At 42.2% G+C, this 26900-nt stretch carries 22 protein-coding genes; 14 read left to right on the top strand and 8 right to left on the bottom strand.

Going from position 1 to position 26900, the window contains the following annotated elements:
- The first annotated feature begins 17 nt into the window (after positions 1-17).
- From P2W82_RS14565 to P2W82_RS14550, 4 genes are read left to right on the top strand one after another with little or no spacing between them, the layout of a single operon-like run.
- Positions 18-1187, top strand: coding sequence for a cbb3-type cytochrome c oxidase N-terminal domain-containing protein (locus tag P2W82_RS14565; RefSeq protein WP_336516633.1), 1170 nt, complete (start codon positions 18-20; stop codon positions 1185-1187).
- A complete protein-coding gene (ccoG, locus tag P2W82_RS14560) occupies positions 1184-2617 on the top strand; it encodes a cytochrome c oxidase accessory protein CcoG (RefSeq protein ID WP_336516632.1) in 1434 nt (477 codons plus the stop codon). The genes P2W82_RS14565 and ccoG overlap by 4 nt, the downstream gene beginning before the upstream one ends.
- 10 nt (positions 2618-2627) lie before the next feature.
- Positions 2628-3062, top strand: a complete 435-nt coding sequence (locus P2W82_RS14555) for a FixH family protein (RefSeq protein ID WP_336516631.1) — start codon at positions 2628-2630, stop codon at positions 3060-3062.
- The gene (locus P2W82_RS14550; RefSeq protein ID WP_336516630.1) at positions 3062-3772 is read left to right on the top strand and encodes a sulfite exporter TauE/SafE family protein; all 711 of its coding nucleotides are present in this window, start codon (positions 3062-3064) and stop codon (positions 3770-3772) included. The genes P2W82_RS14555 and P2W82_RS14550 overlap by 1 nt, the downstream gene beginning before the upstream one ends.
- Before the next feature lie 103 nt (positions 3773-3875).
- Here the strand turns inward: P2W82_RS14550 and ggpS are convergent, their stop codons facing one another.
- The 7 genes from ggpS to P2W82_RS14515 all read right to left on the bottom strand — a co-directional run bounded on the left by ggpS (position 3876) and on the right by P2W82_RS14515 (position 12667).
- Positions 3876-6146, bottom strand: a complete 2271-nt coding sequence (gene ggpS / locus P2W82_RS14545) for a glucosylglycerol-phosphate synthase (RefSeq protein ID WP_336516629.1) — start codon at positions 6144-6146, stop codon at positions 3876-3878.
- A gap of 60 nt (positions 6147-6206) precedes the next feature.
- Positions 6207-7058, bottom strand: a complete 852-nt coding sequence (locus tag P2W82_RS14540) for a universal stress protein (RefSeq protein ID WP_336516628.1) — start codon at positions 7056-7058, stop codon at positions 6207-6209.
- A gap of 126 nt (positions 7059-7184) precedes the next feature.
- The gene (locus P2W82_RS14535) at positions 7185-8804 is read right to left on the bottom strand and encodes a serine hydrolase (protein WP_336516627.1); all 1620 of its coding nucleotides are present in this window, start codon (positions 8802-8804) and stop codon (positions 7185-7187) included.
- A gap of 6 nt (positions 8805-8810) precedes the next feature.
- Entirely contained in the window at positions 8811-9503 is a 693-nt protein-coding gene (locus tag P2W82_RS14530; protein WP_336516626.1) for a LytR/AlgR family response regulator transcription factor, read from the bottom strand.
- Positions 9504-9509: 6 nt separating this feature from the next.
- Positions 9510-11027, bottom strand: a complete 1518-nt coding sequence (locus tag P2W82_RS14525) for a sensor histidine kinase (RefSeq protein WP_336516625.1) — start codon at positions 11025-11027, stop codon at positions 9510-9512.
- Between the two features lie 396 nt (positions 11028-11423).
- On the bottom strand, positions 11424-12143 hold the full coding sequence (locus P2W82_RS14520) for a hypothetical protein (protein ID WP_336516624.1): 720 nt from the start codon (positions 12141-12143) through the stop codon (positions 11424-11426).
- Between the two features lie 200 nt (positions 12144-12343).
- A complete protein-coding gene (locus P2W82_RS14515; protein WP_336516623.1) occupies positions 12344-12667 on the bottom strand; it encodes a hypothetical protein in 324 nt (107 codons plus the stop codon).
- A 371-nt stretch (positions 12668-13038) separates the two neighbouring features.
- Here P2W82_RS14515 and P2W82_RS14510 point away from each other — a divergent pair, with 371 nt between their 5' ends.
- From P2W82_RS14510 to P2W82_RS14475, 8 genes are all read left to right on the top strand, one after another.
- On the top strand, positions 13039-13716 hold the full coding sequence (locus P2W82_RS14510; protein WP_336516622.1) for a response regulator transcription factor: 678 nt from the start codon (positions 13039-13041) through the stop codon (positions 13714-13716).
- Positions 13717-15093 carry a HAMP domain-containing sensor histidine kinase gene (locus P2W82_RS14505; RefSeq protein WP_336516621.1) on the top strand — a complete coding sequence of 459 codons (1377 nt, stop codon included), beginning with the start codon at positions 13717-13719 and terminating at the stop codon, positions 15091-15093.
- A gap of 72 nt (positions 15094-15165) precedes the next feature.
- Positions 15166-15387 carry a hypothetical protein gene (locus tag P2W82_RS14500; RefSeq protein ID WP_336516620.1) on the top strand — a complete coding sequence of 74 codons (222 nt, stop codon included), beginning with the start codon at positions 15166-15168 and terminating at the stop codon, positions 15385-15387.
- 3 nt (positions 15388-15390) lie between these two features.
- Positions 15391-16260, top strand: coding sequence for a universal stress protein (locus P2W82_RS14495; RefSeq protein ID WP_336516619.1), 870 nt, complete (start codon positions 15391-15393; stop codon positions 16258-16260).
- A gap of 429 nt (positions 16261-16689) precedes the next feature.
- Complete coding sequence (locus P2W82_RS14490; RefSeq protein WP_336516618.1) at positions 16690-16905, top strand: hypothetical protein; 216 nt, start codon at positions 16690-16692, stop codon at positions 16903-16905.
- Positions 16906-17041: 136 nt separating this feature from the next.
- Complete coding sequence (locus tag P2W82_RS14485) at positions 17042-17503, top strand: pyridoxamine 5'-phosphate oxidase family protein (RefSeq protein ID WP_336516617.1); 462 nt, start codon at positions 17042-17044, stop codon at positions 17501-17503.
- A gap of 152 nt (positions 17504-17655) precedes the next feature.
- Complete coding sequence (locus P2W82_RS14480; protein ID WP_336516616.1) at positions 17656-18909, top strand: glucuronyl esterase domain-containing protein; 1254 nt, start codon at positions 17656-17658, stop codon at positions 18907-18909.
- Positions 18910-18991: 82 nt separating this feature from the next.
- The gene (locus tag P2W82_RS14475) at positions 18992-20044 is read left to right on the top strand and encodes a sialidase family protein (RefSeq protein WP_336516615.1); all 1053 of its coding nucleotides are present in this window, start codon (positions 18992-18994) and stop codon (positions 20042-20044) included.
- A 280-nt stretch (positions 20045-20324) separates the two neighbouring features.
- Here the strand turns inward: P2W82_RS14475 and P2W82_RS14470 are convergent, their stop codons facing one another.
- A complete protein-coding gene (locus P2W82_RS14470; protein WP_336516614.1) occupies positions 20325-21068 on the bottom strand; it encodes a dienelactone hydrolase family protein in 744 nt (247 codons plus the stop codon).
- Positions 21069-21572: 504 nt separating this feature from the next.
- Between P2W82_RS14470 and P2W82_RS14465 the strand changes: the two genes are divergently transcribed.
- On the top strand, positions 21573-25259 hold the full coding sequence (locus tag P2W82_RS14465) for an Ig-like domain-containing protein (RefSeq protein WP_336516613.1): 3687 nt from the start codon (positions 21573-21575) through the stop codon (positions 25257-25259).
- 389 nt (positions 25260-25648) lie between these two features.
- Entirely contained in the window at positions 25649-26821 is a 1173-nt protein-coding gene (locus tag P2W82_RS14460; protein WP_336516612.1) for an MFS transporter, read from the top strand.
- Positions 26822-26900: the final 79 nt, after the last annotated feature.

The raw sequence follows: 26900 nt of genomic DNA, 5'->3' as shown, positions 1-26900 counted from the left end.
AATCGAAATAACTGACTATGCTTTTAAAAAATATATTTTCAAGAATTTCTGCCAGAATACCGATCAGCGTCATCGCAATGATTATTGTGTTGCCGGCAGTCGCCCAGGAAAAAGCCACCAACCAGGTATTAAAAAATCCTGTGACGATCAGCCTGATTGCAATCATGATTACATTATTGCTGGTGATAGTCTTCCTCGCCAATATCCTGCTCACGTTAGCAAAAGCGAAACTGGCACGTGAAAAGAAAAACAGGAAAGTCAGATCATTGGTGATTCTGAGCATAATGCTGTTATCGTCCGCCGTGGTTTTTGGCCAGGATGAAACCGCAGTGACTGCATCGCCATACATCTACGAAAGGCTCAGCAAAACAGATTTCTTCATCATGATCTCCACCATCTTACTGGAATTGATCATTGCATTGGGAATGGTGTTTAATATCAGGAGAATAGCGAAGGAAGAAAGAGATGCAGAGACAGAAAAAGAAACAAAAACAGCTGACCTGGCGTATGCCGCAACTGCTATCGTTAAAAAAGAATCAGACAATGTTCGTTGGTGGAACCGGATCAACAGGTTTAAACCTATCGAGCAGGAAGCCGATATTGATTTAGGTCATGAGTATGATGGCATTCGTGAACTTGACAACAGGTTACCGCCATGGTGGCTGTATGGCTTCTATCTTACCATTTTTGTGGCCGTGATTTATTTATGGAGATACCATGTGTCCCATTCAGCGCCATCGAGCGAAGAAGAATATCAGATGGCAGTAAAGAAAGCTGATGAGGAAGTAAAACTCTATCTCGCCAAAAAAGGTGAAGATGTAAATGAAAACAATGTAGTGGCGCTGACATCTGCAGATGATCTGTCCGCAGGAAAAGCAATCTATCTGAAATCATGCGCTGTTTGTCATAAAGACAATGGCGGTGGTGAGGTCGGACCGAATCTAACAGACGATTACTGGCTGCATGGCAGTGAAATCAGTAAAATGTTTAAGACCATTCGTTATGGTATAAACGCCATGCCGCAGTGGCAATCGACTTACTCGAACAAACAAATTGCCCAGGTGGCCAGCTATATACAAACATTGCACGGAACGAATCCTCCCGGGGGCAAGGCTCCGCAGGGAGAAATTGACAATGCAATTGCATCTGACAGCACAGCAACTGTTGAAAAATTAAGTGTGAAATGATCTCTTCATCGACACAACATGATGTAAACAAGAGTATACCCAATGTTTCCTTCCGTGACCGGCTCGCTACGGTGGATGCACAGGGAAAACGGAAATGGATTTTCGCGCAGAGGCCGAAGGGGAAATTATATAATATACGTACATGGGTAAGCATAGGATTTTTCATTCTTTTCTTTGCTGTTCCATTTATCCGGATCAATGGAAGGCCGGCACTGCAACTCAATATTCCGGAAGCCAAATTCATCATACTCGGTAAAATTTTCTGGCCGCAGGATTTTTTCATTTTCGGAGTAGCGATGATCACATTTATCGTCTTCATCGTATTGTTTACTTCAGCATTCGGAAGATTGTTTTGCGGCTGGGTTTGTCCGCAAACCATCTTCATGGAGATGCTGTTCCGGAAAATTGAATACTGGATTGAAGGTGATGCTGCAAAACAAAAATTGCTGAAAGCTGCTCCATGGACTTCAGAAAAAATCAGGAAAAAACTGGCCAAACATATTGTTTTCTTTGTGATGGCATTTATCATCGCCAATTTTTTTCTCAGTTACATTATTGGCACTGTCGAATTATGGAAAATAATTACTGAGCCCGTTTCCAGACACCTCGGTGGTTTTAGTTCATTAATAATTTTCTCCGGAATTTTCTATGGTGTGTATGCCTATTTCCGCGAGCAGATCTGTACTGTTATTTGTCCTTACGGTCGTTTACAGAGCGTATTGATGGATCGTAACAGTATGATTGTTGCGTACGACTATAAACGCGGAGAAAAGAGAGCGAAATTCAGAAAACTGCAAAATGATCCTGCTGCCGGAGATTGCATCGATTGTTTTCAATGTGTGAAGGTTTGCCCGACCGGAATTGATATCCGTAATGGCACACAGATGGAGTGTGTAGGCTGTACCGCATGTATCGATGCATGTAATAAAATGATGGAAGCCGTGGGTCGTCCGCTTGACCTTATTCGTTACGCATCTGAAAACGGAATCGCTGAAGGGAAAAAATTACGGTTTACCGGCAGGATGAAATTTTACAGTGTCGTGCTGGTGGCGCTCGCAACCTTGTTGTCAGCATTGTTAGTGACCAGGAAAAATATCGATGGAACAATTGTACGCGCACCGGGAATGTTGTACCAGGAAAAAGGGAAAGACAGTTTATCCAACGTATATATCCTGAATATGGTCAACAAAACCGATCAGGATGTTCCCGTAACTCTTCAACTCGAAGATCTTAACGGAACAATTCTCACCACAGAAGGAGAAAAAATTTCAGTAAACAAAGAGAACCAGGGTCGCAGTACTTTTTTTGTGGTACTTCCCAATGACGAGGTCAGAAAAAGAAAAACACCGATACGGATTGGAGTGTATCACAATAATGAAAAGCTGACTGAAATGAAAACAGTTTTCATGGGTCCTTTCAACAACAACTAAAATTCTAACAATGAACTGGGGATATAAAGTAATGATCGGTTTTATGTTATTCGCTGGCATGATGAGCTTTCTGGTGTATCGTGCATACAAAACCGATTTTCAGCTGGTGGAGAAAGAATATTATAAGAGTGAATTGAAATACCAGCAAATTATAGACGGCAAAAATCGTGTGTACCGGCTTTCTTCATTGCCTCAGATAGTGCAAACAGATGGAACAGTCAATTTACAGTTGCCAGAGGAATTCAAAGGCAATGTTGTCAACGGCACGATCTGGTTTTATTGTCCATATGCTGCAGAAAATGACCAGCGATTGACATTCAAAACGGATGAGCAGGGGAAACAGAATATAAAAGAACAATTCCGGCCCGGTAGTTATATGGTCAAGATATACTGGGAAATCGGCGGCCAGTCATATTATTTCGAAAAACAAATGGATTTATCCTGATGAACGGTGCAGTACTAATAGGTGGTTTTCTGATGGGTATTGCGAGCAGTCTGCATTGCATCGGCATGTGCGGACCGCTGACCTTATTGATACCGGTAACGGGCATGGACGAACGGCGAAAAAAACCTGCATTGTATATTTATCATGCTGGCCGTTTAACTATGTATATGGTATTGGGAATGATTACAGGCATGGCGGGCAGGTTTTTATATCTCGCCGGAATGCAACAATCGCTTTCCATTGCTGCCGGAACTATCCTCGTTATCGTAGCTCTTATCCAGATTTATCCGCGTTTATTTAATCAACAGGTCAATAGTCCTCCTCTTTTCAACAGGGTGCGAAATGTCATTTTTGTATTGCTCAAAAAGCGGGCGACCTTATTCAATCGTTTTTTACTCGGCGCCGCCAATGGTCTTCTGCCCTGCGGAATGGTTTATATCGCGCTCGGCACTACACTGAGTTTTTCGCACATAATATCCTCCGTCAGCTATATGGCAATGTTTGGTGGCGGCACATTACCTGCATTACTATTGTTCAGCTTGGGACCACAGGTTTTGAACCCTCACTGGCGTTATCGCTTACGCCGTGCGCTACCCTTTTTTGTTGTACTCACCGGGCTATTGCTGATTGTGCGCGGCCTGAATCTGGATTACTCTTATCTCAGCCCAGGACTCCCTGCGGGTCTTCGTGACATCATCAGCTGCCGTTAACTGATCACATAAATAAATACCAGCTGATAAAATTATTATGAGCTTTAATCGCGGGGCGGAAGCCGGAAAGAGGATAAATAAAAATGAATGTCCGGATTGGATACTAATTGTTGACAGCGGCAAATACTCCCGGATTTACAAAATATTCATCCTGTTCTAAAAACGCCTGAGATAAAAACTGGTCGGCCCAATACTCTACATTGAAATATTTAACCTGCTGGTATAATCTTTCCATTCGCATTTTTCGTTCATCAGCCCGCATGGTCAGTGCCTGAACCAGTACTTCTTCCAGAGAATGCTGATCATATGGATTGGTAAGCAAGGCGTAAGGGAGTTCAACCGCCGCTCCAGCAAATTCAGATAAAATCAATACTCCTTTTTCAATTGCTGCAACATGCTGAACAGCGACATATTCCTTGGCTACCAGATTCAATCCATCCCGTAAAGGAGTGATCCAGGCAACGTCAGCCGCCCCATAATAAACCAGTATTTCTTCGAAGGGTACTGACCTGAAGAAAACCCGCACAGGCGTCCAGTCCATTTTTGAAAAACGTCCGTTTATCCGCCCGACAGCTGATTCGATTTCCAGCTTTATGGAATCATAAATCTTCATTCCCTCTGCCGGTGGCGTACAGATATTGACCAATTCAACCTTACCATGAAATTCAGGATGATGTTCCAGTAATTGTTCGAAGGCAAGCATTTTTTCAAGAGGACCTTTCACATAATCCAGTCTCTCTGCACTCAGGATCATTTTTTTCCCTGCCAGCATTTTCTTCGTCGCGATGATCTTATCAAAAACGGACTTTTTCTGCATGATCCTGTTTATCTGCCTTGTGTCAATCCCGACGGGTATCGCCCCGAGTTTTACACTGTTCTCACCCACCACAAGCGAATGAGCCATCTCACTGACACCAATAGCCGAACTAAACGTCAGAAAACGGGGAGCGCAACTTTCCCTGACCAGTTTTTTTATCGGGAAAAGACTTCTTACAACATCAACAAAATTCTCAACATATCGTGGTATATGAAAACCAATAAAATCACATTGCAGCAGACTACCGATTATTTCCCTGCGCCAGGGCAGAATATTAAATGTATTCGCGGCCGGAAATGCAGTGTGATGAAAGAAAGCAATTTTGAGATCAGGTCTTTGTTCTTTAAGCATCCCCGGGACCAGCCAAAGATTATAATCGTGAATCCATACCCAGGCATTGGGCTTTGCTTCGCTCGCTGCTTTATCCGCAAAACGCTGGTTGATATCTACGAAATGTTTCCAATGTTCATGATTGAAATGTGCTTTATCTGCAAATCCAAAAATAACAGGCCAGAATGCCTCTTTTGCAAAAACCTTGTAATAAACTGAAATTTCTTCCTGTGTAAGCCCGACCCGTGACGCGATCAGGTTGGGATATTTCTCGCTATCAATATGTATATTCTCAAGTATGTTCTCATTGTCACTTACCTCTTCCCATGCTATCCATAGCCCTCTCCTTCCTGACGAGAAAAAACTTTTAAGTGTAGGTATGATTCCATTCGGACTTACCTGGGGTGTTCTTACCATTTCACCATTCACTTCCTTCATTTCATAAGGGAAGCGATGATACATCATGATCAGCTCTTCTGATATACCTGAATTAGAGATGGAAAAATCAGGACTGACTTTTTTTTTTGCGAACTTGAAGTGTTGAAGTGATTGTTGTATGCCCCCCGCTCCATTGGCACCCGCATAAAAGATATCTTTGATGGACCTCGTACTCCGCACTAAGTCAGCTTCGGCATTTCCGACTACGACGCCTTTAAACCCATGTTTATACAAAGACAAATCATTCATCGTATCACCGGCAACCAACACCTGATCAGAGGTATAACTGAGGAGCTTTGTGAGATTTAATAAGGTAGCTCCTTTATTCACGCCCTTACTTACAAAATCAAGAAACCTGCCAGCCGAATATATGACATCACACCCTAAACTATCAGCTATTTCATTGATTTCAGGGAGTACAGAAGTATCTGACAAAAGAAATGAACAGCGCCGTTGCTGAGGCACTGTTTGAAATTCAAGTCCCTTTATATTTTTTACAGCTTCAAATATTTTAGTTTGTCCCGGCCATTTATCTTCGATTTCTTTCTGCAAAGGTTCTATAGATTCCAACGTATGTCCATTGACAATTGTAGCCCCCACATCAGCGATAATGAAAGCAGGTTTTGGAATGAAAGAATCATTCAGCAACGGAATTACAGATTCGACTCCCCGCCCGGTAACAAAAACCAATCTGATATGATCACTCTCTTTAATTACATTATAAAGGTCATGCCTGTCCGAGTGACTCCCACCTAAAAATGTCCCATCAAGATCTGTAGCTAATAACATTGCAATTTCTTTATTATGAAAAAATAGTACTGTTAAAAATCAGGAACAGTATCCGGGATTTTATACAGGCCTTACAGCCAGTACCTGGATACCCGATTGAGATGAAACCTCATCCGAAATATGCGTTCCTGTCCAGGTCAGTTTTGTTTCAGAAAAAGGACTCACGATCAGCAAATCTGCTTTTATTGTTTGCACATGATCAAGCAATGCCCGGGCCTTATTTGAAGCGATAAATAACTCGCTATTAATTTTCCCGTTGAACCTCACTTTGTAACGACTGACCACTTCGTGCAGCACTTTTTTGGCCTCTGCCACTAAATTCTTTCTTTCAACAATTGAAATGATATTCAGTTCAAAGTTAAATCTATCTCTTAATGCATCGAGCATTTCAATTTTTCTATCGGGAAATACCCGGCCTACAGCAACTACAACAGATCTGATTGGATTACCAGCAGCACCGCTCCTCACAGTGAAAACTGGGATTCCGGTTCCCGATGCTATTCTTGAAGGAACCACCGTGTTTAAAAATGGAAAGATGATATGATTTTTCCTCTTACCAATAATAACAAGATCGATATTGTGCCTGGTCGAAAACTCGACAATTCCATCCTCCACCTTCGTGGTAACGACTACAGCCGTTTCGATACACATGTTTTCAGTAAGCGGAATATGATCGAGAATTTCTTTGAACTTTTGTGAAAGAATTCCTTCAAGAACTTTCTGACGTCGCAGATTCAGACCCGGATAAAAATAATATGCACCAATATCGCCTACGGGTACCTGCAGATGAAAATGTACAAGAAACAAATGCACAGGTTCATTTGCACAAAAATCCAACGCCCTTGTAATTGCTGTATTCGAATTTGTAGTAAAATCGACGGGGATTAATATTTTTCGAAAATTGACTCCCACAATGCAAACCTATACACACCATTTTTCAGATGACCCCGAATTCAATTAGAATGACATTAAAATATTTTTGCAGATCATCAAGAAGTGTTGATACCCGCTAATAACGTTAGAAGCCATTCGCTTCATTCATTCAACTTTAACTTTTCTAATCAGATTATAATTAAGTTCAACCACATCAATTTCAATATCATAAATGCCTTCTTCAACACGAATATTTTTACCATCTCTCTCCAATCTCCCCTCCTGTGCTCCCATTCCTACATTGACTGTCCAGTCTTTATTGAACCTGAATTTCAGTTCACCCTTATTCAGTTTTACACTTTTGATCAGCCATATATTTTTCGCGGAAGGGTCTTCAATCATCTGAATATCTTTATCGCTAAACCAGTCAACCGATGCGGCATCACCAACGATACCCCAATAAGCATCTATTCTCCTTCCTGAATACTTTCTTTCTCTCTGCACAACCTGTATCTTATTGTAACCCCCGCTACTGTCCTTCAGAAATTCAATAGTAGCATCCGCTTCCTCAGCAAAAAATTTATCTGGCGCTTCTGCAAAAACGGCAAGCGGAGGATTTCCCGATACCTGTACCTGTAATCTCTCCTCAGCAACCCCTACATAAAAAATCAATTCAGGTTCGGATGTTTTGTAGGTACCGGTTAATCGCTGCAATTGTGTTTTCGGCAAAATAATTTCCTGAGGCATCCGGATATTTTTTCCATGTACCAGGTCAAGGATACGCATGGTAATCAAATCTGTGTTAGAAGTCTCCGAATTAGCGAGCAAAGTCACAAATATTTTCTCTTCGGGTATCATCAGGAAATTGGTTCTGAATCCAGCTCCTCCTCCACTGTGTGAAACCATTTTTTTTCCATCGTATTGTTGAACGATCCATCCCAGTCCGTAGCCCTGCAATACACTGGTCTGCGCAAGTTCCAGACTTTTGGCACTGATTATTTTTCCTTTGCTTAACGCCTCTGAAAATCGGAACAGATCACCAACTGTAGAATGTATTGCACCGGCAGCATAAGGACCAGGTGGTTCATACACTTCCGAAGGTTGATTTGAATCTGACGTCAGCCTCGCATAGCCGGTAGCTCGATTTGCATCTTTCAGCCATTTGAAATCAAGACCACTGTGTTTCATCCCCGCTGGTTTAAAAATATATTTCTCCAGCGCCTTACCGTAACTAAGACCAGATGTCTTTTCTATTATGAATCCAAGCAACCAGTAACCGCTATTGCTATAGCTCATTTTTGTGCCTGGTGAGAATTCAAGTCTTTTAGTTTTAAGGAAACGAACCATTTCCTCCGCCGATTGGGTTTTCATATCATTTCCATGCGTATAATCATATACACCGGCAGTATGTGAAAGCAACTGATAAATACTGATGCTGGCACCCGAGGGAAAATCCGGATAATACTTACTTAGCTTGTCCTGTATTGATAATTTATTTTCTTCTGCAAGTTTTAAGATCAGAACGCTGGTGAAAATTTTTGTAATGGAATATATTCTGAAAATAGTATTACTGTCATTGAACTGGCGCCGTTCCGCATTCTTCTGACCATATCCTTTCTCCAGCAATACTTTTCCATTTTGAGCTACCAGTACTGAACCATTGAATTTGTCCTGCCTTACATATGCATTCAGCAAACTATCGATTTTGGATACGGCATTTGAGTTTTGGCAAAAGCCTGTACCTGCCAGTCCGAAGACCAGCATACCAATAAACAGTTTTTTCATCTTAAATTATTTTAGAAGATTCTCCAGATCATCGACATAGGCCGCGCCTACAGGAATTTCTGCCTGCCCGATCCAGATTGATTTTTTTGTTAGCTTCCGAATAAACTTTTTTGAAATGATATATGATCTATGAATCCTGACAAAAGCATTTTCCGGGAGTAATGCTTCAGCTTCGTTCATCGTTAACCGTGAGGTTACTTTTTTATTTTCGAGAACAAAATCAATATAATTACCATTTCCTTCCGCATACCGGATTTCATTCAAATCAACACGTACCTGTTCGTAACCGTCTTTTATAAAGATGTAGTCCTCTGGTATCGGAACACCCGACGGATGCTGCTTCAGCTTGAAGTGATCATATGCTTTATTACATGCTTTCAGGAACCTCGACATGGAATATGGCTTCAACAGATAATCAATTGCATTTAACTCAAAGCTTTCGACGGCGTGTTCGCTGTATGCGGTTGTGAAAATGACCATCGGAGACTTCGGCAATGAACGTATCATTTCGATTCCGGTCAGGTCGGGCATGTGGATATCAAGAAAAATAAGATCGATATCATGGATTCGAAGAAAATCCAATGCTTCAAAACCGTTGGTGAAGTAACCTTTTACATCAACAAATACAACTTTTTCAGTAAAAGCGCGAACCACTTCCAGCGCCATCGGTTCATCATCCACTACAATCGCTTTAAGCATAAGATTTTAATATAAATTCAATTTAACGACATATTCATTATCGGTTTTGCTGATATGCAGATTATGTTTACCCGGATACAACAGTTTTAATCTTTCGGTCACATTCTTCAAACCGATTCCTGATATATCTCTTTCGGGATCATTTTCAGATATCTTATGAATGCTGTTGGCAACTTCAAATTCAATTTCGTTACCTGAGCATTGAAGTTGTATACGAATCCAGGATTCAGTCTGCAGACTAATGCCATGCTTAAATGCATTTTCCACAAACGGGATCAGCAACATCGGGGCTATACCTGCCTTGCACTTTACTTCATCCAGGTTGTCATCGATCCGTACAAAAGGCGAGACTGCGGTCCTTAATTTTTGGAGTGCGAGATAATTGCGCAGGTAGTCCAGTTCCTTTTCCATCGAAATAAAATCCCTGGTGTTTTCATGAAGCATGAATCGCATCATATCTCCTAGTCGCTGAATACCCTCTGCCGTCTTATCCGCTTTCTCCATCAGTGATGTTCCATACAATGTGTTCAACGCATTGAAAAGAAAATGCGGATTGATCTGCGCGCGTAAATGTTGCAGGTCTGCGGACGAGCGAGCCAGGGCTGTTTGCATTCCACGCAACTGCATGATCTGATCGCCCCGCTGACGGAACAGAAATAAGGTGAGAGGAACAACAAGGAAGACTATAATCAGCCAATAGATTATTTTCTGAAAAGCATTATTCGATTCTCCGAGAAAAACAAAAGACGGGATGATACAAATGATGCTGGCGATAAAAATCCTGAGCCAGACTTTCCGATCCGAGAATGAAAAATCAGGCGCCTTTGGAAACAGCCCGAATGTCAGGTAAATATAAATTGCAAGAATGGGCGTCACATAGGCAATATAAATCCTGAAACTGTAATTCGACGGATTTATCAACACGAGAACGACGAAATACAAAAGCATCAGAGCAGTGATATTGTTTACAACCATTATCCTGAACTCTCTCCCATTTTCTTTCCGGATGATCAGCCAGGAGATAAACTCACGGATACAGATTATCAATGAAACTATCGAAACAAAAACAAGCGCCCGGCCCGTGCCTGTAAAAATATTGGCTAATGGTTCATCATTATATCCAAATAAAGCCAGTATCCCAAAACCGGCATAATTGTATTTCCATGGCTGAGCGTAGAATCCCAAAGTGTTAATACCAAGTGCAAGTAGAAATGAAAGAGTACAAATGGATGCGATCAGTTTAACGGTGGCGCGGGAAAAAACTGTCGCAATATCCGTAAAACGTATGCGCCTTATCAATGGCATAATCAGAAAAACAATGGCGAGATACGTTCCATACAAAAGTAACACTGAGCCCATCTGTGGCATCAGGATATTTCTCAGGACATTTCCGCCTAATCGACTTTCCGGATACGCAAAATTAGAAAACTTCGGAGCATATAATGCAGTAAGATCTGCAATAACCTGCGCAATTGCAAGGACAGTTATAAAGAATAGTTCATGATCTTTCCAGCGTAGTTTCATTTTCTCGATTGCTTCAGCAAGATTAAAGCAATGAATTGTGGCAGTGGAATAAATGTGATTAAACTGCGGGAAAATGGGATGAAAAAAGGTAGAAGGCAGCAGGCAGAAGGAACAGCGGGCTGATAATGATTGTGAAATTTCTGTTCGAAAATCGTTCTGTTAAATCGTAGAGACGCGATGCAAGGCTTCTCTACGATTAAACTAACATGGCTTCGTTGTATAAGATATTTCTTAAAGCGGGCTATTTACTATCGCCTATTGACTTAACAATAGTCACTGCTCACTGTTTTCGGATTTCATCTTTCAACGGTTGTATCCTGTATTCCCTCTCCTCTATTCTAAAATAAAAAGGCCGGCAACAACTGCTGCCGGCCAGATAATTTCATTTCTTAATTATTATTTCACTGCAAAAATTGCAGGATCAACTGCACTATTAAATTCAGCCTTTTTAGTAACATAAGCCAGCTGGAATTGTCCGCCCAGGTCGATATCAGTTTTGTAAGGGATTACAACACCATAATCAGTCTTTTTAAAATCGCTGTAGGTAGTGCTTACTTCTACTGACTGCCCCATCATCTCGCCTGTTTTAACAGTTTTTACGAGGTAATAACTTGTTGGATCAAAAAGATAGCTGGTTACAATACCATCTTTACTGGTGTATTTGATTTTAAAAGCATCTTTATCACCCACTTTTTCTGTTCCTGCGAGTTCAACTTTTGCTCCCTGCGCAGCATAATCGAGAAATGGAGTAAAATAGATCTGCTCTTTTGCATTTTTATACTGATCGTCAGGGATCGGCTGCAAATCAGAACTGCCGGCCATCGGATTCATTGCCCAACCACCTTTGTCTGTAATGATCTGAACGATCTTCTGTCCCTGAAACTCGGCTTCGCTTTTAAAACCCTTGCCTACCAGGATAACAGTTGAACTTGGCGCGTCATTTCCCATGACCTGCATCGTAATATCTGTTTTGACAGAAGTAACTCCTGCTACTTTTGCCTTGCCTCCGATTGCTTCAATATGCTTGTTGAGTACTTCATCGGCAGTCTGTGCCTTCAGCAAAGAAACAGAGCAAATAAGAACGGCTGTTAAGAAAATTCGTTGAACATTTTTCATTGTTATAGTTGTTAATTTCCGGGGTTATGAAAAGTCTGTAATTCAGACTGGAAAGTACAGACAAATCCCGTACCTATTCCGCAGGCAAATTAAAATTATGAGGCAAGTCCGGAGAAAATTTGAGACGTAAGGCAATTTTTAGTCGACCAACGGCCCTGGAAAATACACTTTCATCAGTAGAAATCAATAAACTTCAATCTTTAACCCAATGCGCCGGAATCATCCGAATATTTACAGCGCCATTGATATCCGCAGTAAGCGGACAGGATGTCATAAATCTTTTTTGAAAAACGACGGCGTTCTTCACCATTGGCAGCATTACTGGCGTAGATATACCCGGTTCCGGCACGTTCTTTAAGTACCGTATTTGTTGCTACCAAAGGTGTGGTGTTATTGGAAAGGATCTCTTTTTCCAGGTCTTTAACAATGCTGGCATTAACCGGGCAGGTATTTAAACCGTCAGTGGTTAAAAAAAAGGTAATTAGCAATGGTTGGGGCTGCAGGAAATCCTGCCTGTCGGGCATTACCGAACCAGTTCACCTGTTTCGAATTCAAGGCAAAAAGAAACCAGTTTTCAAACCAGGATTATCATACCATATTTTCAGTTTGAGCTATACTGCATAAAGGAACTTTTCTTCAAAATTCAGCGTCGGATTTCGCCTGTAATATTTATCAAATCCGATCCTCCGACTCTTTTTTGCATCTTTCGATTTAAAGAAGGTTTAACGATCTCGGGCAATGAAACAATTTCTGCGATAATGGAGATGAATGGTCTTTACTGATGCGCAATAGACTTTGATTAGAAATCAATTAGAATGCGTTAAAAATCACCTGTAGAGCCAGTCTGAACTGGCCTTTACGGCATTAGGAGGTACCTTTGCACAAAAGTTTGAATATGAAAATTCTGTTGGTTGAGGATGAAGTAAGGATTGCCGATACATTGAAATTCGGATTGGGCGAATTCGGATATAAAGTGATCACAGCACACGACGGAAATGCTGGTCTCGAACTCTTTCATTCGGAAGTTTTTGACCTGGTGATCCTTGACATCAATCTTCCCGGAATCAACGGAATTGACCTTTGCAAACTGATCCGCGAAAAAGATGCACATACTCCCGTTATCATGCTGACAGCGATGAGTACAATCGAGGACAAGGTGCTTGGCTACGACGCAGGGGCCGACGATTATATCATCAAACCTTTTGAGTTTAAGGAACTGGTCCTGAAAATCAGGGCTATTTTCAGAAGGGGTCTTCAGGCGGCAGTAACTGTGAATAAACTTTATGCAGGCGATCTTACAATGGATCTCGATACCAAAGAAGTCTCCCGTGCCGGAGATAATATTAACCTGACGGTCAAAGAATTTCAATTACTTGAATACCTTGTGAGGAATAAGAACAAAGTGTTGAGCAGGGCTGAAATTGCAATTAATGTCTGGGAGATTGATTTTGATACCAACACAAATATCATCGATGTTTACATCAACTATATCAGAAATAAAGTTGACAAGCCCTATCCGAATAAACTGATACAAACTCATATCGGTATAGGTTACATTTTAAAAGAGAACTAAATGCCGGTTCGTTTAAGGATCATCTTCCTGTTCACGCTGCTGGTTTTTTCCATATTGGGAATCGTGTGTGCAAGTATTTACTATTTCTCAAGACAGGCCAGGCAGGAAAATATTACCCGCAGGTTAACCAATCGTGCGATCACCACAGCGCGGCTGCTGAGTAAATCAGAAATTTTTGATCGGCAGCTGGTTGAGCATATTGATTCGCTGACTACGATTTCACTGAAAGACAAATCTGTGCAGGCATTTAATTATCTCAATCAGACGATTTACAGTTATAGCGATGATCCGGGCGATACACTTCACGTCACTCCGGAAATTCTGAATGAGGCGAGAGTAAACCAGCGGGTGTTTTTTACTGAAGGAACCAAAGAAGCAGTTGCATATCACTACTCGGCCGCAAATGCAAGAATTACGGTTGTTTGTGCAGCGGAAGATGAAGAAGGCAAAAAAAGCCTGGCATCGCTGGGGAATATCCTGATGTTGAGTTTTATCAGCGGGATCGCTTTCACAATCCTTGTCGGGTATTTTTTCTCCGGAAGGTTATTGCGTCCCATTACCAGGATTTCAGACGAAGTAGAAGAAATTACTGCACAAAACCTGACCAAACGTATCCCCACCGGCGCTTCTGAAGATGAATGGCATAAGCTCTCATCAACGTTGAATGATTTGCTGGACCGTTTACAGGAAAGTTTCGAACTGCAGAGAAGATTTATTTCGAATGCATCACACGAACTTTCTACGCCACTCACATCCATTTCAAGTCAACTCGAAATTGCGCTGCAACGTGAACGCGCAAACGAACATTACCGCTCAGTAATGTCGTCTGTACTGGAAGATGTGAGGCATATGAATAAACTAACCCAAACGTTACTGGAATTTGCAAAAGCATCAGGAGACAAAGGCGGACTTCATATCCACCAGTTCAGGATCGATGAACTGGTCATGCATCTTCCTGCGTCTGTAAGGAAACTTCAGCCTGAGTTTGATGTGAGTCTTCGTTTCAATGATTTTCCTGAAACCGAATCAGAACTTTTATTTCATGGAAATGAAGAGTTGCTTTTCACAGCGTTGAAAAACATAGTGGTTAATGCATGCAAATATTCAACAAATCATCACGCCGATATCCAGTTGAGTGTTTCGAATAACTCATTCAGGATCGACATAGGTAACATAGGTCCAGGTATTCCTGATGCTGATCTCCAGCATATATTTCAGCCGTTCTACCGCGGCAGCCATGAGCAGGATACTTCTAACGGGTTCGGCCTTGGTCTTCCACTGGCCTGGCGCATAGTGCGACTTCATAAAGGAAATATAGAAGTGAAATCTGTGCCTGGAGAACAAACCACTTTCACTGTCGTTCTGCCCGCATTGTAACAATTTCATTCTAATACCATTCTAACGCTTTTGGTTATTTATTCCGCGATTTAGACTTGACCTTTACAGCCCATGCAAGCGATTAATATTACGAGAGTGTCATTAAAAACGATAGCGACGGGTGGCTTAATTACTTTGCTGGCTATGGGGATGGTTTTTGTATTCAGGGAGAAACAATTTTACCGACAGAAAATGCGGGAGTTAATTATCCAGAATGATTCAATCATGTCCATAAACATTGAACTGAAAACGAAACTGGAACAACAGCTGGCGAACGGTAATTTAAAAAACTGAATTATGAAGGAAATGATGCGGATTCTGGTGCCGATTGATTTCAGTGAAGGCTCTTTAAATGCGCTAAAAACTGCAACATGTATTGCGAAAATCCAGAAAGCGGCAATTACGGTGCTTCATGTTCGTGATAATATGCTGAGTTTTGCGGGTATCCCCATGTTGTCCTCGAATAATATTGAAAAGAATGCGGCCAGTATCCTTGTTGCAATTGAAAGTGAGGTGGAACAGGCAACAGGATTGCCACCTGAAATTCTTGAAAGTGATGGAATTCCCATCAGGGAAATTCTGAAAACTGCGGTTGAGAAAAGAATTAGCCTGATTGTGATGGGCACACATGGTGCTTCGGGTAGCCGGCAAGGTTATCTTGGGAGTACTGCAGCAGGCGTAATCAAATATGCACCTGCACCGGTGTTGCTGATTCCGGAAGAAAAAACAGTGACAAGCTTCAGCAATATTCTTTATCTCGTAAGAATGATCCCAACGGCTGTACGTCACTACCCTGTTCTCCGTCAGGTGTTCAAAGAAGGAAACATTGAATTACTGAATCTTCGCTTACCCGGAGATCGTGACGACCCTGCTGCGCTGGAAGCCCTGGAAACAGAAATCAAAAGACAGGAACCGAAGAACTCGCCGATAAAAGTAAGCTCTTCTACCACCCCGTTTGTTCTGCCACAAATAATGGCGTATGCAGGAAAAAAGAAAACAGACCTGATCCTGATTTCGCCTTTTATTGATGTTAGTTCCAAACAATTTTATACCGGCCCCAACCTGCACTATCTAATCAATCATTGCCATGTTCCGATGCTGATCATCAACAAAGTTCACCTGAACAATTTTGTTGAAGCAGCAGAACTGGCCCGGGAAAATAATTGAGATGAATCCTCTGTAAGCATACCGTTCACTGTTGAACGTTTTACGTTCAACAGTATCCCTGCATCATCACTTGTACAGATCGTAAGTATACCTCCAGGGTGCCACCAGTTATCATTTCCGGGAATGATCCATCCTCAGGCATAATTCTGATTGACTGTAAAAGGCGTTATCATCAACTCTGTTGCTGGTGCAGAAAGTATAGTACTTGATGATGAAAGGTCATCAATATAAACCAGGAATTTGGTCAGATCCTGTGCTGACGCGATCCATCCGAAGAATGTTTCAAAAAAGGCTCGATATGCTAATATACAGCTGCTATCAACCGCGGGAAAGCGGAGCCATCGGCAATTTTCTGGCTGTACAGATTGATTTTCTATTGACAAAATCTTACTATTTTTATTAATACATATTGAATAAACCAGGGAAGCCATGAAAAGTAAATACCTGTTTTTGCTGCTGCTGGTAACTGCTTTAACTGCTGCGTTTTCCTGCAAAAAAGACGATAATCAGTGCGTGTCCTGCAAAGCAGTATGCAACGGAAATGAAGTCGACGAGCTGGAATATTGTGGTGAAAACGCCGATAGTGAAGAAGCGACTTTCCGAAGCCAATATCCGAATTGCAATGTAACCTGTAGTCGTCGTTAATGCGATCCAGGGATTATTACTGGTTCAATTTTCCATTCCTGCAATTGACCAAACTCAGCGAAGTTCTTGATTAACCTCAACGCTTATCTGTAAATATTGGGTTATTTTACAGAAAAGTTTAATCATGTTCGGACGAATGACAGACTTCGAAGTAAACGAATTTCTAAGTAAACAAATCATCGGACGAATCGGCTGTCATGCAGATGGCATAACATATATCGTTCCCGTGAGTTATGTCTTTGAAGGAGATTTTTTCTATGGTCATACTGCCGAAGGTATGAAGATGGATATGTTAAGAAAGAACCCTATGGTTTGTTTTGAAGTTGACGACATTACCATGCTCGATAACTGGAAGAGTGTTATCTGCCAGGGCAAATTCGAGGAAATCCTTGATGAAGATGAATGTCTCGAAGCAATGAAAAAACTTAACAACCGGACTTTTCCAAGTTCTACCAGCAGCATTATGAAATTTTCTGCACTCTGGCCCTTTAGTGAATCAAACACCCGCGATCTCGAAGGGATATTTTTCAGAATAAAAATTCTTGAAAAAACCGGCCGCTTTGAAACCAGTGTTTCAGAAATAATTATGGCCGGATAACAGCATATTCTTGCATCCGAGGAACTCAAACCGACCAATCAACAAAACTATTTTCGCGGTCCGTTCTGCTTCTTCAACAATCGATGACCGAAACATATTATATTAGGAGCCGGAAAATCCGGTTGCTGGTATAACATCATTTCTGAAAAATAATGAAGCACTTACTGTACTGTTTCTTCTTTTCGTTGATATATTCGTCCGGCCGCACACAGCATATGAATATCCCCAACTATACGTTACCGGATGTATTGGCATCAAATAACGGGACAGCAATAAAAACTTCTGCTGACTGGGAAAATAAGCGTCGACAGGAAATCCTGGAATTGTTTGCGCAGCATGTGCAGGGAAAAACCCCGCAGAAAAAAATAGAGTCGCGGATAGTACTAAGGGACAAAAACACAAACGCACTAAATGGCAGGGCTACACGAAAACAGGTCAGGATATATTTTGGCGGAGACGATAAACACCACTTTGATTTACTTATTTATCTTCCCAATCAATCAAAAAAAAAGGTACCTGTATTTCTCGGATTGAATTTTAGCGGTAATCAGACTGTTCACTCCGACCCGGGAATTTTTATCAGTGACCGTTGGGTTCGTTATGGAAAGGAGCCTGAATATGTAAACAATGTCGCAACGAATGCATCACGTGGTATTGAGACTGATCAGTGGTCGGTTGAAAAAATCCTCTCCGCCGGGTATGGATTGGTCACCATGTATTATGGCGATCTTCAGCCTGATTCTTCGAATAGTGCCGGCGCAGGCATCGCGCCTTTATTTTACAAGCCTGGTCAAATGACTCCGGAATCCAACGAATGGGGCGCTATCGGGGTTTGGGCATGGGCATTGAGCAGGGCGATGGATTTCCTGGAAAAGGAAAAGGCGGTGGATGCGAAAAAAGTAGCGGTTATTGGTCATTCAAGATTGGGCAAAACAGCACTATGGGCCGGTGCGCAGGATAAACGTTTCGCAATGGTGATTTCAAACAACTCAGGCGAAGGTGGTGCTGCCATTACGAGAAGAAAATATGGCGAGACCAGTGCTGTGATGAATAAAAGTTTTCCTCATTGGTTCTCTGCCAACTACAAAAAGTTTGATGATAAGGAAGATGAGTTGCCCGTGGATTATCATGAATTAATTGCATTGATAGCGCCAAGACCTGTTTATATTGCCAGTGCTTCCGAAGATCAATGGGCCGATCCTACAGGGGAATACCTTGGCGGATATCATGCTGGAAAAGTATATGCACTCTATAGCCTGAAAGGTCTGGAAACAGAAAATCCTCCCCCGGCCAATCAGCCGGTCGGTGATGGCCATATCGGCTATCATATGCGCCAGGGAATACATGATATCACACCCTACGACTGGGATCAGTACATTCGTTTTGCAGATCGCTTCTTTAAATAAGAATAACGAATTTTACGGGAGAATATCTAACCCACCGGTATCAAGCCAGGAATAGTTTTTGGAATTTATTGAATATGCTACAATGAAATCAGTTTTATTTTCTATAGCCCTCGTCATTTTCACCATGTATGGTTGTAAAGAGAATGCAGCAGAAGATGTAAATGCATTTATTGGTTACGGGCAGATGCCCAATATTGCAAAAGATAAAAAAGGAAATCTTCATATCGTATACGGAAGCGGAGATAGTATATGGTATGCAGCATCAACTGATGATGGAGAACATTTTTCCCCGCCGGATCTGGTAGCAACACTTGCTGAACTTGCGGCTTCGCATACACGCGGACCACAGATTGCAGCCACGACCGACGGCCTTCTGATCACAGCATGTTCAAATAAGGGAGATATCTTTTCATATATAAAGAGTGGTGAAGGCGATTGGAAACAGTCAGCCCGTGTAAACGATGTGGATACCGCCGCAAAAGAAAACCTGATGTCGCTGGCTTCATTTGAAAACAGAGCCTTTTCTGTTTGGCTGGATCTCCGTGATGGCAATAATAAAATTTTCGGAGCATCATCCACGGATGGCGGAAAAACTTGGTCAAGAAATATTTTATTGTATGCGTCACCGGACACAACAGTTTGCGAGTGTTGCAAACCTTCGGTAGTAATGAATGAAAACAAAGTCTATGTAATGTTCAGAAACTGGTTGAAGGGAAACCGCGATCTGTATATGATCACATCCGAAGATAGCGGAGCGGTTTTTGGAGAGGCACAAAAATTAGGTAACGGAAGCTGGGCATTAAAAGGCTGCCCGATGGATGGCGGCGCCCTTGTTATCAACGACGAGGGCAACGCGGAAACAGTATGGACAAGAAAAGGGATTATCTATTCCTGCAAACCGGGAAAGGAAGAAGCGGAAATCGGCATGGGCAAAAGCTGTACAATGGAAACAGTCAACGGAAATAATGTTTACGCCTGGGTAGAAAACGGAGACATCATTGTACTCACCCATCACGGCATGAAAAAGAATCTTGGCAAAGGACATTTGCCAGTTCTCAAATCACTTCATAACGATAATGTTCTCTGCGTTTGGGAGAATGATAAGAAGATACATAAGCTGGTACTCGAACTTTAACGTTAAATGTTACACGTAGAACGTTAAACGTAGAACGTTAAACGTAGAATCCTGCGGGTACAAAACTTATCATTGACGCAAAAAGATTCTTTGTTTGTATCAATTTAATCTCAACAATATTTTTGATTTAATTTCTACATCGAATATTATCACCTTCCCGTATGTCACGATAAATATCAGCTGAAGAATGATAAACCAGCGGCGACCTGATATTTTACCATTTAGTAAACGACATCCAACCGCAAGAGCAAACGTTTTACGTTAAACTTTATACGTTCGACTACTTAAGCACCTCCCCCAAAAACACAAGCGTATGTTCCCAGGCCCTTTTGGCCATGATTTCATTATAGTCCTGTGACTTTGGATCAGTGAAAGTGTGTTTGGAGTAGGCATAAGTGATGATCTGCCAGTCGGCTTTTCCTTCGTTCATTTCTTTGATCAATGCGTTCATGGCTTCGGGCGTTACGCTTCTGTCCTCCGCGGGATTTTCAATGAGGATTTTTGTGCTCAATGGTCCGTTTGTGCGACTGCTGTCTTTTGCAAGCCCGCCGTGAATAGACACCACTCCTTTCACCGGAAAATTAGCGCGTGCTGTTTCAAGTGCACCGGTTCCACCAAAACAATAACCTATCACTGCAATTTTTTCAACGTCAGCCCCGGATTTCTTCAGCTGTTCCAGTGCCAGTTCAATTCTTTTCTGATATCTCGCATAGTCATTCCGGTAAGATCCAGCAATTTTTGCCGCAGCCGCATTGTCGGCCGGAATATTTCCTTCGCCATAGATATCTGCAATAAACGCGATATAACCCTTTTTTTCCAGCGCAGCTGCGGCAGTCCTGGCTTCGTCATCCACTCCTTTCCAGGCAGGCAGTATCAGAACGCCCGGAAGTTTCTTCCCGGCGTTGGAAGTTACCAGGCCATTGAGTTTCTGATCACCATCTTTATATGCTACCGGTTTTAAATTCTGCGCACTTACTGAAGCGGCAATACCTGCTATCGCAGTGATTAAAATAAACTTTTTCATGGCTGATATTTTATGGGAGATTGTTATTCAATAAATTAAAGTTAACACTCCCATGGTTTTAATTTGATTTTTAGATGCTGATGTCAGCTTATTCTTTTGCTGTATGTAAAAAATTTATCCTGGACTTTGTTGTCGAAAGCACATATCATAAAATAAAAAACTTCTTACAAACGGCAATGCCTATCCAAAACAACCTGTGCCCATAACCGCAATTGCATATTTATTTGATTGCCAACGAGGAGAATTTTATTCAGAAACCAGGTAAATTTTTTTAAAAAATTGACTTTTGATAAATATAATATCTGAATATATTGATACTTAATGCAAGAAATATTTCTCACCTCCGTTATATCTGCAGTTATTTATTTATCCGCACCTTACACGAAACATTTCTGACCAGGAAACCAGGGCAGTTCATCTGCATGCGTATCCGAACCTTGTGATTTCACCAATAAAATTCAACCTATTGTTAACTATTGGGGCAACTCTATACATGAATTGTGCATGAGAAACCAACCTCACGCAAACAAGTACCTGCTTTTTTGCATCACATTACTACTAGTTTCAGCTATCGGTCGCGCGCAAGCTCCAACTATCACTTCGTTTTCACCGAACAATGCGACGTCAGGTGAAACAGTCACCATCATCGGAACAAATTTCAGTACCGCATTTGCTGTTCAATTTGGCGGAACGAATGCGCTTTCTTTTACCGTTGTTTCTAATACAAAGATTACAGCAGTGGTAGGTACCGGTAGCTCAGGAGTCGTTCGCATCAATTCAACAAATGGGAACGTAACGAAAAGTGGTTTTACATTCTCACCGATCCCAACAGTAACAGAAATAATTACTGATTTTGGCGGATTCTGGCAAACAACAACAACAAATAATAGCTCTGTTTATCCGAATGATTCTCATAATCTCCTGGCTTTTACCTACGACAATGCTACTTATGCGACCGGTGTAAATAACACAGCATTATCCAGCAATGGTATTGCCTACCAGCCAACAAATTTCAGGGCGTTGCCCGTGGTTATGACTGGCAACACCAGTGGAGGATCGTTGTTTCTTGTTGCTGCTTCTAAAATTGATGGAAATACGGCGTCCGGACTATATACCCATCCTGCAATAAAGGACCTCACTTTTCAATCGGTGTTGACCGATGGGCTGAATGGTTTAGACCTCGGCACCGGCTATACAAATTTGCCGGTTGGGGCTACATCGAATTTTGATATCAACAGTATCCAGGCTTCCAAAATTGCGGATGCCGAACCTGATTTTGTAATCACCCAGATTGCAGATCCTTCCACTTCTGCATTCGATACCTACCGTTTTCTCGACGCTTCAAATAATGTTGTCGGCGCACCTTTACAAATAGACCTCAGTAAACTTTCACCATTGGGTACATACTACCTTGATCTTTTTCCGGTGGCCAATGGCGTACCGCTTGCAAGTGCGAAGCCTACAGGTGTAAATAGTGTAAACACAACGAGACAGATCAGGTTTATGGCTTTCAGGTTATCTGATTTCAATATCACCACTTCCAATTATACCCAGATTAAAAAACTGCAGATCATTCCCTCCGGAGTGACAGATATGGCATTTGTCGCCTATAATACGGCCACTTTGAATCTGCCCCCGAATATTGTGCAAAATCTTCCCGCTTCCAGCACCGCTATCTGTAATCCCGGTGGAGGAAGCGCGCATCTGGTAGTTAATGCTTCTGCTGCTGGCGGCGGCACTCTTTCATATGTTTGGGAAGTTTCCACAAATGGTGGCAATACCTGGTCCACGGTAAGTAACAACGCGAACTATACCGGGGCAACAACGTCTGAACTATATATATCTTCAGCTACAATCAATTACCAGTACAGGGCAACGGTAACGGAGTCCGGATCAAACTACTCCTCTACCAGTACACCATTTACAATTACGGCAATTGCGAACACGCCGCTAAGCGGAACACTTAACCCGACGGGCTTTAACAATTGTCTGAACGCAGCATCAGGAACAACTTCATTAAGTGTTGCTCCATCCGGAGGTACAGGAAGCTATAGCTATCAATGGTCATCCTCAACAAGTTCAGGTGGCACCTATACGAACATTCCAGGCGCTACTTCAAATACGTACAGTCCATCGATGGCTACTACCGGAACTACTTTCTATAAAGTTCTTATCACCAGTGGTTGTGTTAGTAATCTTTCGTCAGCTGCGCAGGTGGTAATTTCCGGAGCAGCTATCAGTTCAGTTACTAACGGTTCATCCTGCGTTCCAGGTTCAGTTACATTATCAGCGACAGCGACAGGCGGTACAATTCATTGGTACAGCGTAGTAGGTGGTGGCAGTTCTCTTGGATCTGGATCCACATTTGTTACTCCCTCTATATCATCAACGACCACCTACTATGTGGGTACAATCGTTGGGGGCTGTGGATCGATCAGGGAACCTGTGGTCGCTACGATAATTAATACCGTGAATCTGACATCAGCCAATTTCAACGTTACCAACGCAACGGATGTATGTCCTGGTTCTGGATCGAATGTCACCATCGTAAGCAGTGGCCTGATAGACGGCACTTACCAGATCACGTATAATATCAGTGGAGCAAATACAGTTACGAATGCATCTGCTTCCGTTACAATTAATTCAAGCACCGGGAGTTTCACGACTGTTCCTTTGTCGACATCTGGTAGTAACACAATTAGTATTACGGGTGTTCAGGTTAACGGATGTACAATAGTTCCCGGCTCAGGAAACTCCATTGGGTTTAATGTAAATGCTTCTCCAGGCGCCATAAATAATTTCAACGTGTCAGTTGCCAACAGTTGTATCAATGCCAACGGCATTGCAACTGTTACAAGTAATTCTTTGTCCAGTGGTACCTACCTTCTTACATTCGATGTGACCGGCGCCAATAGTATTACCGGTGCAACTGCTCAAATGATATTCACTGCGGGTAGCCCGGGAACAGGTACTTTCAGTCTCCCTGTATTAAGCAATTCCGGAAACACAAGAGTAACAGTAACCGGTGTGGCTTTCCTCGCTTCGCCTGGTTGCGTCACTAATATCAGCCAACCTTCGCAGTTTTTTCTCAATAGTGTTCCAGCATCGGTTTATGCAGGTACACCCAAAACAAAATGTGCCAATTCCGTTGCAACAAATGTTACTTCAGGTAGTTCTGCAAATAATTATGATGCACTCATTTGGTCTACCAGTGGAGGTGGCTTCTTTACAAACAATAACACTGCTGATGCATTGACTTTAACGAGGTACACACCCAATGCAGCAGATATTGCAAACGGTTCGGTAACACTAACATTAACGGCTACCCCAGCATCGGGATGCCCTGCTGCCACAAGTTCAACCACATTAACAATAGTTCCGGCCAGTGTCGGTGGAACCGTTTCCGGTGATCAGACAATTCCTATAAATACTCAACCGGCGGATCTGACCTTATCAGGAAATAATGGCACGGTTACGAAATGGCAACGTTCAGTTTACCCCGATTTTACGTCGGCAACTGATATTTCAGTTACTGCTACAACTCTTCCCGGTACAGTGATAGGAAATTTAAATATGACGACTTATTTCCGGGCAATCTCTCACAATGGCATCTGCAGTTCTGCACAATCTGATTTCGCAACAGTACATGTGAGCGGTTCTCTTCCGGTAAGACTGCTTTATTTCAATTCCAAATGCGATGACGATTCAATATTATTGCAATGGGCAACTGCATCGGAGATCAATAATGAGAAGTTCACGATAGAGAAAAGTACTGATGGTGTATACTGGAAATCGTTTAAAGAAATACCAGGCGCAGGCAATAGTTCCGTAACAAAAAACTATTCCACCAGGGATATTGCCACAAACAATAATCGGGTTTACTACAGGCTCAGGCAAACAGATTTTGATGGAAATTATATATTTTCAACCATCATTAAATCCGGCTGTGCCACATCTCAGTCAGAGTTCACTATATCACCCAATCCAGGCAGAGATCAATTCATCATCCGCAATCTTCCGGTCAATGGCCAGATCAGGGTTACTGATTTGAAAGGCCGCCTGGTGATTGCGCCATATTCGTACACCGGAACAAATTATTCAATAAATCTTGGTGGATTTGCACAAGGCATTTATTTAGTTACGGTGTATACCAAAGATGCTGTTACCACGAAAAAGCTGATGAAAGAGTAATCGTGAAAGCATTTCGCCGTAAAAGAAAAGCTGAACCAGCCATCTCAAAAATATTGGCGCCAATAGCGTAAGGTAAAGCTATTGTTTGCGACTATTGCGCCCTTCGATTTAAACGCATCTGCTTCATGTCTCAATCACCCCGTAATAAAGTCCTTTTCACACCCTGATATTCCGGTGGATCAGAGATATATTCGTTGGTTAGACCTGGCAGGTCTTTAGACCTGGGAGGTTTTAAACCTGGGAGGTCTTTAGACCTGGGAGGTGTTTAAACCTGGGAGGTCTTTACACCTGGCAGGTGTTAAACCTGGGAGGTGTTAAAACCTGGGAGGTGTTTGTAGTACAAACACTGACAACAATTTTAATTAGCTCCAAACCATTTCTTAATTGATATGAAAATGAAGTCAGGAGAGTTTATCGCGCTTTCGGCTTGTTCGATGATGCTGACAGCATTGGGTATCGATATCATGCTACCGGTTTTCGACAGAGTCCGGGAACATTATCACCTCAGCCGGAATTCAACAGCTACGGCCCAGATTGTTGTGTTCTTTTTCCTGGGGCAGATTGCGCAAATTGTATTTGGAATTTTATCGGATCGGTTTGGGAGACTGGCGATTCTGCGTGTAGGATTTCCGCTCTATATCTTAGGAGGCATAGCAGCAACATATGCGCCAACTATCGAAACTATGTTTGCCGCACGTTTTGTTGCGGGAATGGGAGCATCTGCGGTATTCATGACTACTATTGCAGGTGTACGTGACCGGTATGTCGGCGACCAGATGGCAAGGATACTTTCCCTGATCTTCACAATATTTCTTTCTACTCCGGTTTTTGCACCTTTCCTGGGTCTTGCTATTTTATCCATTTCTTCATGGAAGATGGTGTTCCTTACTCCGCCGCTGTTTGCAGTGATTGCATTTGTCTGGTCGCTCAGACTCGAAGAATCACATCCAAAGGAAAAGCGTAGTTCTCTCGGGCTTGCTGATATTTCCAGATCGGTTAAAGATGTTTTCACAAATAAGACTTTCCTAAGGTACACTGCCATTACTACGATACTTTTTTCGGGATTGAGCTCATGGGTATCCAGTTCCGAACATATAGTAAGCGAGATCTACAAACGGCCTCAGCTGTTTGCATGGGTGTTTGCAGGCATAGGACTTTGGATGGCGGTTTGTACTTTAACGAATTCCCGACTTTCATTACTTTATGGCGCGCGGAAAACACTGAGAGGATTGCTGGTGGCGTATACAACCACCGCCGCTGTACTGCTAGCATCCACTTATGTTTTTGGCAATCCGCCACAATTAGCGTTGTTTGCCATCACCGTGGCATTGATGCTCGGAATTAACCTTGCCGTTGAACCGAACAGCAGTGCACTCGCTATGGCACCTATGGGTAATTCTGCAGGATTAGCGTCTTCGATATATGGAACCTCCTTTTTCTTTATTGGCGCAGCTGCCGGTTCTGTTATCAGCAGCCTGATGCAGTATAGTGTATTGCCTTTGATTGTTGGGTTTTTTATTATTGGGATCATTTCACTGGTATTGGCGTATAGGGATAAATAACAGAATCTTTGCTTCTGCACGTATTCATAAATGAATTCATCAACACATCTTCTGGAATCGTCTAGTACGACGGAAAATT

It is taken from the genome of Pollutibacter soli (genome assembly GCA_029269725.1).
Lineage (GTDB): Bacteria > Bacteroidota > Bacteroidia > Chitinophagales > Chitinophagaceae > Pollutibacter > Pollutibacter soli.
This window is presented reverse-complemented; position numbering and strand designations above follow the sequence as displayed.